A 13,138-nucleotide genomic window follows, 5' to 3' on the forward strand; every position below is an offset into this window, starting at 1 on the left:
GATAGTTAGTCTTTCGCATATATCAGATAGTGGGCTTATCCGTTTCGGGCAGACCGGTTATATAATGGTATGGGCTCTTGCCATACCACTGTTCCTGATACGGAAGTTTGGTATGTGCTGAAATATTCCGCGCATAGGCTGTGTTTTTCAGAGTTCTCTCTATCCTCTTTGCAAGGGAGTATGCTCCCGTAAAACCGAAATATGTAAATCTCTGTGCAAACAATGTGAGCGAAGGTACGCCTGCCTTTACAAGCCATACACCTACTGAGGGGTGAGATATGGCAATATCCGGTTTAAGCTTGTATACCATGTTAACTAGCTCGTTTGCCTGAGTTGAAACAGCATTCTGAACATCACCTATCTTTTCCTGGACCTCGCTGAACAGCTGATCTCCGAATTCATCATAGTTGAAGTTTCTGAAACCCACAACTTTAAGTCCTATCTCATCTGCCAGAAGTCCCGTTGCACCAATACGTAGAAAACCGCCGCTTATCAGAACGCTCTTTCCCTCTACATTTTTTCTTATTGGTACCAGCGCCTTTTTCAGCTTTTCAGTTTCCTTTTTCAGCAGAAAATCTGCTTCTTTTTCAAGGCCGAAAAATTCAGCTATGGCTTTTATGAACTTTACTGTCTGATCTGTACCTATAGGGATTGTGGGGAGTATATATGGTATACCGAATTCCCTTTTCAGATACTCAAGGAAATATACATCATGTACATGACAAAAGCTTACATTCAGTGCAGTCTCGGTAATAAACCTCCAGTCATCGGGCTCTTTGTATTCAACGAATATATTGACATTGATCCCCAAAGCATTCAAAAGTCTCTTGATCTCCTTTTCATCTCCGGGACCAATGGACCATGCGTTATACAGGGTCACAGTGCGGCTCTTTTTGTATTCGTAGCGCTGCTTTTTGATCTCGTAGTCGGGATCGCTCTTGTCAAATGGGGTATAGTCGATATATTTTTTAGGCTCAAAGCCAAACCTGTGCATTATGCCGTGGTACACAACATCATACGCCGAAGAAAATACCTTCGCACCGAAACCGGGACAATGGAGCGGTACAACTGTTGCTGTTACCTGCTCCTGAGCATGGTTAACAACGCTTTCTATATCATCTCCGATAACTCCGGGGGCGCAGGTATTGCAGACAAATATAGCTGTGGGACGGAAGCGTCTGTCGGCTTCGATAATGGTATCGTAAAGCTTTTCATTTCCGCCGCTGATAACGTCAGTCTCTGTCAGATTTGTACTCAGCCATCTTACACCTTCCATCTTCACTCCGCGTGCAGCACCGTACTGCTTTATGCTGAAATCAATACCATGGGACTGTGAACCGCAGCCAACAGGACCATGCATTATTACGACGGAATCCTTTGTCGAGAATGAAATCAGTGTCGAAACACCCATCTGGCAGAACATAGCCTGCGTAAAGCTGCGGTCGCATCTACCAAGACATCCTGCGCATGAACCGCTCCTGAGATCACTTGTACATCCGCCGAAAGCATAGGCTGTGGCTCTCTGCCTTTCTCTGGGATTTGGTACCTGCACATCAAAATTTACATCGAATTTCATATATCTTTACCTCCCCGATACCTGTGCTGTTATCAGATCTTCCAGCAGTGCAAGTCCGCCGTTGAAGCCTGCGTATGTTTTATTGAGTATGATACGGCTCATTGCAGGAAAGCTTATATTCAGGAAATTTCCGTTCAGTACCTGTGAAAGCTTTCTGTCGATGGAACTGCCAAGAACGAATGCAGGCTCAAGTTTTTCATAATAGGTATCCGACAAAAACTGAGGGTCATTCTGTGTGATGTACTGCTGTATCTTTGAGGTATCCGTTTCAAATACAAGCTTCGGACGATATTCAAAAGGCAGTTCTTCAAAATGTTGGCGAATGATCTCCTTATTTTTCTCCCTAAGCTCATCGGTTATAAATACATACTCGGGAAGCCAGCCTATCTCGTTATCAAGATATTGTGCATAAGAGAGTGCCTGTGTCGCATTGTTGACTACCACTGCATAGTTCTGGAAATCCGTATCTGCAATAACGTCGGTTGCTCTGTCAACATAGCTGTAATAACGCTCAACTTCTTTTTCAAGAGCTTTTTCAGCAAATTCCCTGTCAATGCCAAGCTTTTCTGCTATTTCAATTGCAAACTTAACTGAAGCATTGCTGCCGATAGGAAGATCGGTAACTATATAATCTATACCGTGCTTTTCCTTAGCCGCCTTTGCAGCTCTTATTCCGTTTACAGGTGAAAGAACGATATTCAAAGCTGCTTTACCGGCATTTCTGATATCCTCGATTGTCTGGTCGAGTGTTACAAAGGTAGTTGCTTTAACACCGATAAGTGAGAGTATTCTCCTTATCTCTTCAAGGTCGCCCCTGAAAAACGGATCGTATGCAGGTACAAGTCCAAGCAGATTAACAAGCTTTTCATCTTTTTCTTTTGTTACGGGTATGTACTGTTCAAAAAAGCTCTTTATCACGATATCATAACCATAGTAAGAATTGCCCTTGAATCCGCCTGTATCAACGAATATCAGAGGATACTCGGGTCTTTCTACCTCGCTGATGACCGCTTCAACATCATCACCGATAAGATCGGTCATACAGCTTGTAACTACTACAAAAAGATCGCCGTCCATTACATCGTAGGCCGCAAGTATCTCTTTTCTGAGCTTCTCAGCACCACCAAAGATGATCTCCTTTTCACTTACATTTGAACTGGGAAGTGAAGCACCGCCGCAATAACCAACTCCCAGATATCCGCCGTAAGCAAATGAATTTGTCAGCTGACCGCCGCAGCCCTGTGCTCCGTGTATTATAGGTATTACTCTCGGAAGAGAGGTGAGAGTTGCTAGTGCGCCTCCCAGCATACATGAAAACCTTGGTCTTTCAATAAATGACATGATATCCCTCCTTATCACGCAAGTTCCGCAGGCTGATCGAAAAGTGCGGTACTAAGGTAACGTTCTCCCGTATCAGGCAGAAGCACAACTATGCGCTTGCCTTTATTCTCTTTGCGTTTAGCAAGTTCGATAGCGGCAAACAATGCTGCACCCGATGAGATACCCACCAGCAGTCCCTCAAGTCTTGCCGCTGTTCGTGCAGTTTCCAGAGCTTCCTTGTTCTTCACCCTGAATATCTCATCAATTACTTCTCTGTCAAAGATATGCGGAACAAATCCGGCACCTATACCCTGTATCGCATGAGGTCCGGGAGCTTCACCCGAAAGAACAGAGGAATCATAGGGTTCAACTGCTATAACTTTTGTATCGGGATCATTCTGTTTAAGAGCTCTGCCTGTACCTGTTACAGTTCCGCCGGTACCCACTCCTGCAACGAAGTAATCCACCTTACCATCGGTATCTCTTATGATCTCCTGTGCAGTAGTTTTTGTATGTATTTCCGGATTTACAGGGTTATCGAACTGCTGTGGGATAAATGAATCCTCTATCACCGCATTGAGTTCTTCCGCCTTGCGGATAGCACCCTTCATACCCTCTGCCGCAGGAGTAAGAATAACCTTTGCCCCAAGCTGAGTTACCAGCCTGCGTCTTTCTACCGACATACTCTCGGGCATTGTAAGTATAACTTTATATCCCTTGACTGCCCCGACAAATGCAAGCCCGATGCCTGTATTTCCGCTTGTGGGTTCAATTATGGTATAACCTTCTTTTAAAAGTCCTTTTTCCTCTGCATCTTCTATCATCGCCAGAGCTATCCTGTCCTTTACGCTTCCCAGAGGATTGAAGTATTCAAGCTTTGCATACACCTCTGCATATAGTTCGTCATCTCCTGCCAGCCTGCTTATTTTCAAAAGCGGCGTATTGCCTATAAGCTCTGTCAGATTTTCTGCTGTCTTTGACATGATCACATCACCTTTCCTTACTTGCTGCGTTTTCTGTACTCTACGATCTTTTCGATCACATAATCAGTATCAGAACCGGGCATTTCAAAATATTTCTTTCTTTGGGTCTCAAAATATCTCTGTATCCTGCTCCCGATGCGTGCGGCGATAACATACTGGCAGTTTTCCACAAGTTCAAGTCTTGCTTCTGCACCTCTGTGATCTCCGCTGCATCCTTCCTGATTTCCAAAGGATATTGTTTTTTCCTTGGCGGAAACATCATCTTCGATACGATAGATATCAAAACGTGAAGCAGAACCGAAGTGCTGGTCTACTTTATGTCCGTCCGCCGTAGCAACTGCTATTCGATATTGGCTCATAAAATTTACTCTCCTTATCAAATTCATTTATAGTTATTGTTAAAATTCATATCTTATAGATTTGATTAATATATCATATCTTACTTTATTGATTTTAATTATATCATAAAAATTCCTTCCGTCAACTAAAATATAGAGCAACGTTATTATAACATTTGACTTTCAATAACTAATATGCCTAAATTTGTTAATAAGGTATGAGTAAAATATCTCTTTGTAGTAAAATTCCTTGGATTTACAGGTTTTGCTGTAAAAGGAAATGCGTTAAATACTAAATACGTGATAACGTTACATCTCTTGAAACAGAGCTTTTCTAGTCATTAAGCTGATCAACACTTTTTGGATCATTCCATTTAACTACTGATCTGTGATAATTGATATCACCAAGCCTAAAAAACACAACATAATACGGCTTTGTTCGCAGTCCGAAATGCACCAATAAAAACGTAAAATGACAACAAAGACTCCTTATGATCTATTTCTTTTTGAATTTACATGGTACTTCCCTTCTATATTTTAGTTTTACTCATGAAACTAAAATAGTACTGCTACAGAGTGTGAGATTTGAAGATGATTGTGCAGGATATGTAATAAAAAAAGCAGGATAATCTATTGTTAAAATTATTAAATTGAAGTACAATTATAATCGCAGCGGAAGGATTCTGCATTAACTATCCATAATAAGGAGGAATATCCATGAAATTCAAACATATCATCGCTTCTGTAATTGCATCAGTAATGGTAAGCACGACAGCGCTTTCCATTACAACAAGTGCAGGAAATTACACCAGGGTATCTGTTCATGATCCATCGATCGTCAAACTGAAAGACGGAAGTTATTTCATTATCGGTTCACACCTCGGGGCTGCGCGCTCATCTGATCTTATGAACTGGACATCGGCAGCAAATTCATATCTTGGTTCTACGAGGACTACTTTTTTTAATAATATATATACTGATCTTGCCATTCCTGAAAAATGGTCGAACACCAGCGCGAACTATGATCTTTCGGGAAATTTGTGGGCACCTGATATAATCTATAATCCATTGATGAAGAAATATTGTATGTACCTTTCAGTAAACGGGGTAGACTGGCATTCATCTATTGTGCTGTGTACATCAGACAATATTGAAGGTCCATATTCATACAGTGGAACTATCGTATATTCCGGTTTTGAAACAAAACCTGCTAATTCTGCCAACAACTACAAAAATACAGATGTTCAAAAAGTTCTTGGAAGCAACCCCGATCTCAGCCGTTACCTGAACAGCAGCGGAAGATGGAATGCCGAATACGGCACAAATGCAATCGACCCATGCACCTTTTATGACGAAGACGGTAAACTGTGGATGGTATACGGCTCGTGGTTCGGTGGTATATATATGCTGGAACTGGATGAAAAAACAGGTCTGCGAGATTATAACGTAAAATATAAAACGACGTCAAGTGGAGGAGCCGTACAGTCTGATGCCTATATGGGTATCCACGTAGCAGGAGGTCACTGGGTATCAGGTGAGGGTCCTTACATTGAATATATGAAAGATCCCGCAACCAATAAGGGATATTACTATCTTTTCTTATCCTACGGCTATTTCAACAACAAGGGCGGATACAACATGCGTATCTTCCGCAGTGATAAACCACAGGGTCCATACATTGACCAGAATGGTAATTCTGCTATATTTGCACAAGGCGGAGACAATATAGCGGGCAATGTCGGTGAGCGTTTGATGAGTAACTACCAGTGGAGCTGCAATTCAAAACCAAATACAGCTCAGGGACACAACTCCGTCCTCATGGATGATGACGGTAAGCTATTTTGTATCTATCACAACAAATTTGATGATAACTATGGCGGACACGAAGTACGTGTTCATCAAATGATTATGAACGAAGATGGCTGGCCGACAGCTACATCGTATGAATACTCAGGCGAAACATTGTCTGCCAACGGTCATACAATGGAAGCTATAGTTGGTGATTATGAGCTTATCTGGCATAATCCGAACCAGAAATTTGTTAATGAGAAATCAGCTGATGTAGAAAAGCCTATCAATATCACATTAAAAGCAGACGGTACTGTCACGGGTGATATCAGCGCAACATGGAAAATAACGAAGAACGGTACACCTTACATGAGTTTTACATGGGGAGGAGTGACCTACAAAGGCGCATTTATCGTACAGAATGATGAATCGGCTCAGGAAGTCAAGAAAATGACATTTACTGCCACAGGCATAAACATCTGCATTTGGGGTAGTAAGAAAACTGCTTATGTTCCTTCGGAAGATATAGTTAATAAAACACCGATAAGTAACGGTTCGTATACCATAAAGAATTTGAACAGTGGTCTATACCTTAATGCTGATACTTCTAAAAACAGTGGCAGTGCTGAACAGAATACTGGTGAACAGGTTTGGAAAGTTATCGCGGACAGCGAGGGTTGGTACACTCTTAGAACTTCTGACGGCAAGGCACTGACTGTTGCAAACAGCAGTACTGAAAACGGCGCTGATATACTTATTGCTGATTATAACGGCAGCAATTCTCAGAAATTCCGTATACTCGATGACGGAAACGGAAATATGGCTGTGCTATCAGCTGTGTCTGGCTGCAAGGCAGGACTTGACGTATACAATATAAGCAAGGACGCAGGTGCGAATATCTGCCAGTGGGAATACTGGGGCGGTGACGGTCAGAAGTTTATATTCAAAGCTGCAGAGAATACAATTTCAAAGCCTGTTTATCCTTATGTATATCTTGTAGAGTACAACGAAAAATATCACCAGATAAGGTTTAACTGGCAACCTGTAGCCGGTGCACAAAATTACGGTATCGCAGTATATATTGCCGGTAAGTGGAGGATACAGACCCAGAGTATCGCGGGTTCAGCAACAAGCTATATCACTCCAAAGAATCTCACAGCCGGTAAAACCTATAAGGTTGCGGTGGCTGCGAAAGTAAACGGTGTATGGGGCGTTGCGGAAGCTATCAAGCACGCAGTTACAGTGACTGTAAGATAATAGAATACCAGAAAAAAAGGGAGCTGCTGCAAATACGCATCAGTTCCCTTTAATTATTTTCAGTTATTCATTAAGCGGAGGAATACATTGATTATTTTGAATTATGGTTATCCCCTTAACACACCACAAGTAAGATTACTGCACCAAAGCAGCCAAAAGCCTTAAATACGCACTGTTTCCCAGCTTACGACGGTTGAATTTGTAGCAGTATTCGGCAGCATATAACGCTGTGTGGATCTTTTCGTTTCCGTGGTAAGTTCCCATGATCATTGCTTTGAAGTTTGATATAACTTTATGCATCCAGTTCAGCTGACCGCTTGTCGGATCATATGTTTCAAAAACATGGAAGTATTTCTGTGCCAACGGTTTCTTGTAACTTCGAGCATTATCACTCTCGATCTTCGAGCCTGCGCGGATATTATCCCTGGCAAATCTACCAACAGTTATACCCTTTAAATTCGGCACATCGCTCATTTTAACGTACTCGGGATTTCCTGCTGAGTTCTTTGATAAAGCTACGATCATTTTGACTTTTTCAGTACCTCTACCACGCTTTTTACCGTGAGTCGGAGCACCGAGATACGTGTCATCAAGTTCAACGATCCCGTCAAGCAAATAGCGTTCTTCACGGCATTTCATAGCTTTTCTGATGCGATGAAGGATGTACCATGCAGTCTTGTAGGTCACCCCCAAAGACCTCATCAGCGTAACAGCAGAAACACTGCATTTGTTGCTCATAATGAGGAATGCGGTGACTATCCACAGTCTGAGCGGAATATGTGTTCTGTGCATAAAAGTTCCGTTTGTGGCGGATATATCTGCTTTACAGAACTTGCAGCGCAGCTGATGGCGTGACCTTATCCTGCGGTACTCAGAGCCACCGCAAAACGGACAGGCAAAGCCCTTTTCAAAGCGGATATCAAGCAGAAAATCCTTGCAAAAGCTTTCATCTGCGAACTTTGAGTATATCCCATCAAGTGTGATCTCAGGTTTCGGAAATCTTTTTGACATAGCGACAGCTCCCTTCGGTTTCTGTCACTATTATACAATATTTTTCGGTTTTTGAGGTCTGTTTATTTGGACAGCATTGTAAATTATCTGTGGTGTGTTAAAGGGATAACCATGTTTTGAATTATGTTTTCTGTATCCCATTGCAGTCATCCCCACTCTATCACGAAACTGTCGCATAAAGTGGCTTGGTTCATGATAACCGCATTGTTCAGCGATCTCATTTACAGATAAACCTGATGACACAAGCAATTGTTTTGCTTTTTCGATGCGTGCAAGTATCACATCTTCTTTTGCACTTATACCGAACTCTTTCTTGTAAATTCGGTGTAAATAGGTTGGGCTGATATGAAGTTCCTGCGCCATATCTTCAACAGAAAGATCTGTTTCAGGATGAAGCCATACTCGTATCTTTAACCATAACAGATCAGATTTCAACGATTCATGATCTCCCGAACTCAGCCGCTGCTTTGCTAATTCAGCTATTTCTGCAGCTTTCAGCTGCTTTTGTTCAGCTGTTCCGTCAAGTAGTGTACTGATAGACAGCACACATGGTAATCTGCTGTACTTATCTAATGGCTGAAGCCGTTCTGCTTCATACATACAGCGGAGCAATCGCTGGAATTTCCAACTTTCTGCTGAAATAGCGCTCTTTTTGAATACAACAGCAAAAAGATGATTTCCCAGCGCAGCTATAATTTCATCCTTTTCAGATGAAAGCCTGAGTGCAGTTGAAAAAAAGTGATAGTCATTCTGATCTGTAAGTATATCATTATCATCGTATAACCCGAAAAGCCATAAGATACATTCGCCCTTATCTATTGCAGCCAGCAGTTCAAAAAAGCCTCGCTGGTTGTAGAATCCTGTTGCCGGATCGATCGTGGAAATCACGTTATTTTTTCTTTGCTTATATTCCTGATAGAGTTTTTGCTGTATCAAACGAAATCCGATCGCTGCTGTATTGTTCCAGTTCATAAACTGCGCATCGTAATTGATACTGTCAACATCATAATAGTAAAAAGCTGTATATCCTAAAATCTGATCTCCGTTATTCAGTGCAGATATGGTAACAAGAACAGGAGAATGATCCTGCTCAAGCATCGGCAGAAGATGTGTTATTGGGAAACTCTGAGAATCCACATTCTGTGCATATCTGTTATAATCCATTACAAGCTGCATTGTATCAGAAAATCCTTCTCTTCTGTAAATATCGGGCCTTTCAAAATCAAATCTCCAATCACTGCAGAGACAGATGGAGATACGGTACCATCCTTGCAATGATTCCGCGCTGTCATGTATCCTTTGTATCAAACTGTCAAATGTATCCGCTCGGCTGACATGATCTGATATATCATTATTCAGGTACCTACCGCTTGTCAGATGTTTGTCTATGATATTGAGAAGTTCTCGCTCTATCCAGTTTTTTTTATTTACAGTTTTGCTTGAATATTTTAAATCAGACTTGCAGCCGCAGCTTGTACCAAAGCAGAGCCTGCTTGCAATATCAGCTTCATGGGAAATTGTTCCGGTCATATAATAATACAGTTCTGTAACAGCACGCTGTCCTTCATCGAATTTGCAACCTGACACGGTAGTGATCGAAGGTGTGTGCAACACAGCATACCATTCCCCGTCATACCCTGTGATCTTTATATCTTCAGGCACCCGGATACCTGAGGCAATAAGTCCTTCACTAAGATATATAGCCATAAGATCGCTTGCACACACGATCGCATCAGGAAGACTTTCTCTCCCGGCAGCTATCTCTCTGCCGATCAGTTCTGAGGGCTGCTTCCAAAATTCTCCAAAGTAAAGATCTTTTTCCTCGCAAAAGTCAAGTCCTGCATCGGCTAATGCTTCCAGAAATCCCGCATAACGTTCTTCTGAATTGAATTCTCCTTTAAATCCGCTCACAAAGGCAAAGTGTCTGCAATTATGTTGTTCTATCAGATGCTCTGTAAGCCGACGTATGTCCGAACGCTGATCGGAGCGTATAGTATTAAAACCTTCCTGTTTTCTTCCTATCACAACAATTGGAACAGAGATCTGACGAAGCATAGAGAAGATCATTTGTTCAGTATTATTACTGTAAAAGCTCTCAGCTATAAATATGATCCCATCAAATTTCGTTGAATTTATCAGGGTATATACATTATCCATTTTATCTGAAACAACATGGTTATTATTTGAGAGCCGCACATCTCTTATGCCCGTAAGACATATTGTGTCATAGCCAAGTGAGCTTGCCTTTGCATGAATGCCGTTGAGCAGTTCATAATCAAGAGGATCAAAAATCTCTGAGATTATAACAGCAATACGTCCGATCGCCATAAAATTACTCCCCTTTCGTCGTGATCTGTCTGAATGCCAAGATTTATAATTATTATAACGCAATTTAACGGATCTGGCAATACCTTTTATAATTATTTTAGTACTCAATAAGCTTTAATTATCGTTGATGAAATTGTATATTCAACCATTTAGCATGGTACGAATAGAGCACTCACCGTAAAAAAATTCATAGAATTCACTGGAATTTACAGATATTTTATGTTACAATTCATAATATAAATACTGATATTAACTTTTCGGTATATCGCATGATATTGTGAAATATATCAAAGTGAGGTGAATAAGGTTGGCACGCAAGAAAAGAATAGCCATTATAATGGGCAGAATATACAATAATATAAACAAAAGTCTGATCCATGGTATGCTTGTACAGGCAAATGCTCTGGGTTACAGTGCTTTTGTATTTGCTCTTAATGAAGAATGTGACAACGAACGTATAACTCATGGTGAGAAAAACCTTTTTCACGCACTTGATTTTTCTGTAATTGACGGTGTGGTGTATGCGCCATATACCTTTTGTTCCTCGGATTATTACGGATACATAGATAATTATCTCACCGAACACTGTACTGTACCTGTAGTTCGCATCGGACTTGAGGTCGGTGATTATATACCTTTCTGGTATGATGACAGAAATGAGATATCTGATATCACTATGCATCTGATATACGGACACAATTGTAAAAAACTTCTGTGTCTGACAGGTCCTGCTGATATGCCTGTGGCTCAAAACAGAGCAAAAGGGTTTATTGATGCTATGCAAAAAGCAGGACTGGAATACTCTGACAAAACAATTGTATTTGGTGATTTCTGGATAAATGCCGCCAAAGATCTTGCCACCGAGATAGCAGACCATGTGAGGGAAAAGCCGGATGCAGTTGTGTGTACAAATGATAATATGGCGATATCTCTCTGTGACGCGCTGACAGAACGTGGTTATTCAGTCCCAAATGATATCCGAGTGACAGGGTATGACGGTTCGGCTGAATCAAGAATGCACGTTCCTGCGATCACTACCTATCGGACATCACAGGAGAAGCTTGGAAAAGGGTCAGTGTGCCTGCTATATGAAAAAATAACAGGAATACATTGTGAAACTGACAATACAGATACAGGCACAATACTCTGCCGCGAAAGCTGCGGTTGCAGTAACTGCCATGAACGTGATGAAGCTTTTGATGCTGAACACAGATTGACAGAAGAAGGATATATGGACTCAATGGTATCTGCAGCATTCCATGACGCAGATACATTGGATGAACTTGTAAATGAGATGTTCGCCATGCGCTACAAGTTCATATACAACAAAGATTTCACTGACAGCCGTTTGTTGCTGTGCCTTTGCAGCGACTGGGATAATGTCAGCAATGAGTACAGGCGTGACGGATATTCGGATACGATGTACCTTATAAGTTCAGACGGGAGCAGATGCAGTTTCCGTCAAAGCGAAATTCTGCCTGAGATACTTGACAGAGAAGGATTTTCATCCACATTTTTTCTTCCTGTTCATTTTCAAGATCAGTGCTACGGATATATTGCACTTGACTTAGACGAGAATATCGATAACTTCAATATGGAATATATTAAATATTGCAGAGAGGTCAACAATGCACTGAAATACCTGAGTACGAAAAACGAGCTTAAACGCCTGCAGCATCGACAGTCCGTCAGCCTTTCAAGAGATCAGCTGACAGGATTATATGTTTTTCAGAATTGCAAAGATGTATGGGCTGAGATCCGTGATTCTTCAGCAGAAAACAATGAGCAACTCTATATGGCTGTTGTTTCCGCGGGAGGTATAAGGCATATTGAAAACAAATTCGGCTCGGTCGAAAGTGATAAGTGTATCATGACCATAGCCGAAATTCTATCAAAATGCTGCCGAAGCCGTGAATGGCTTTTCAAAGCGACAGACAGAAGCTTTGTAATGATAGGTTCAGGCAACAATCCAGACAAGCATTTAGATGAATATATAAAGAAGATCGAAGAAAAGATGTGGAGATATACGATCACAAGCAGTGAGGATCATATCATCTATATCAGATCCGAATCAAAGGTAGTTAAAGATCCGACAACTCTCAGTAAAGAAGATGTTTTAGATATGTTCACAAGAATGCTGGAGATGATCGACGAAAGAGCAGAAAAACAACTTTCCAGCCATATCCACTATTCAGAACTACTCAAACTCCGAAGAGATATCTTTGTACACCCTGAGTTCAGCTGGAGTGGTGATATGTGCAGTCAGAAACTGAATATCAGCAAATCCTATTTTTATAAGATCTATCTGCAAACATTTGGCATAAACTTTATTCATGATCTGAAAAAAAGCAGAATGAACTGTGCAAAAGACCTTCTGACCTCTACTTCCCTTCTGCTGCCCGATATTGCTGAACGGTGCGGGTATGATTATTATAACTTCATGCGCGTTTTCAAAAGAGAGTATGGAATCACACCGACACAGTACCGCAAAAACGATCATTAAAAACAATCAAGTCCGTGATAACATTTTGGATCAT

General features: G+C 41.3%; 8 protein-coding genes. 2 read left to right on the forward strand and 6 right to left on the reverse strand.

The window, feature by feature from the left end; translation table 11 throughout:
• Positions 1-22: 22 nt before the first annotated feature.
• Genes RUMAL_RS09855 through RUMAL_RS09870 form a run of 4 tightly spaced genes read right to left on the reverse strand, consistent with a single transcriptional unit; the run spans position 23 to position 4,238 of the window.
• Positions 23-1,576 (reverse strand): nitrogenase component 1, encoded by a 1,554-nt coding sequence (locus RUMAL_RS09855; RefSeq protein ID WP_013498599.1) that lies wholly within the window; start codon positions 1,574-1,576, stop codon positions 23-25.
• 6 nt (positions 1,577-1,582) lie between these two features.
• On the reverse strand, positions 1,583-2,917 hold the full coding sequence (locus tag RUMAL_RS09860) for a nitrogenase component 1 (protein WP_013498600.1): 1,335 nt from the start codon (positions 2,915-2,917) through the stop codon (positions 1,583-1,585).
• A gap of 14 nt (positions 2,918-2,931) precedes the next feature.
• Positions 2,932-3,879: a cysteine synthase A gene (cysK, locus tag RUMAL_RS09865; protein WP_028504449.1), complete on the reverse strand. Its 948-nt coding sequence runs from the start codon at positions 3,877-3,879 to the stop codon at positions 2,932-2,934.
• Between the two features lie 17 nt (positions 3,880-3,896).
• Positions 3,897-4,238: a NifB/NifX family molybdenum-iron cluster-binding protein gene (locus tag RUMAL_RS09870; RefSeq protein WP_013498602.1), complete on the reverse strand. Its 342-nt coding sequence runs from the start codon at positions 4,236-4,238 to the stop codon at positions 3,897-3,899.
• A 696-nt stretch (positions 4,239-4,934) separates the two neighbouring features.
• Between RUMAL_RS09870 and RUMAL_RS09875 the strand changes: the two genes are divergently transcribed.
• The gene (locus RUMAL_RS09875; RefSeq protein ID WP_013498603.1) at positions 4,935-7,262 is read left to right on the forward strand and encodes a family 43 glycosylhydrolase; all 2,328 of its coding nucleotides are present in this window, start codon (positions 4,935-4,937) and stop codon (positions 7,260-7,262) included.
• 135 nt (positions 7,263-7,397) lie between these two features.
• Here RUMAL_RS09875 and RUMAL_RS09880 read toward each other — a convergent pair whose 3' ends face one another.
• Together RUMAL_RS09880 and RUMAL_RS09885 are read right to left on the reverse strand one after the other, a co-directional pair.
• Positions 7,398-8,273 (reverse strand): IS1595 family transposase, encoded by an 876-nt coding sequence (locus RUMAL_RS09880; RefSeq protein ID WP_013497477.1) that lies wholly within the window; start codon positions 8,271-8,273, stop codon positions 7,398-7,400.
• 30 nt (positions 8,274-8,303) lie between these two features.
• Positions 8,304-10,601 (reverse strand): helix-turn-helix domain-containing protein, encoded by a 2,298-nt coding sequence (locus RUMAL_RS09885; protein WP_013498604.1) that lies wholly within the window; start codon positions 10,599-10,601, stop codon positions 8,304-8,306.
• Between the two features lie 307 nt (positions 10,602-10,908).
• Here RUMAL_RS09885 and RUMAL_RS09890 point away from each other — a divergent pair, with 307 nt between their 5' ends.
• Positions 10,909-13,104 carry a substrate-binding domain-containing protein gene (locus RUMAL_RS09890; protein WP_013498605.1) on the forward strand — a complete coding sequence of 732 codons (2,196 nt, stop codon included), beginning with the start codon at positions 10,909-10,911 and terminating at the stop codon, positions 13,102-13,104.
• Positions 13,105-13,138: the final 34 nt, after the last annotated feature.

The sequence above is a fragment of the Ruminococcus albus 7 = DSM 20455 genome (assembly GCF_000179635.2).
Taxonomy (GTDB): Bacteria; Bacillota; Clostridia; order Oscillospirales; family Ruminococcaceae; genus Hominimerdicola; species Hominimerdicola alba.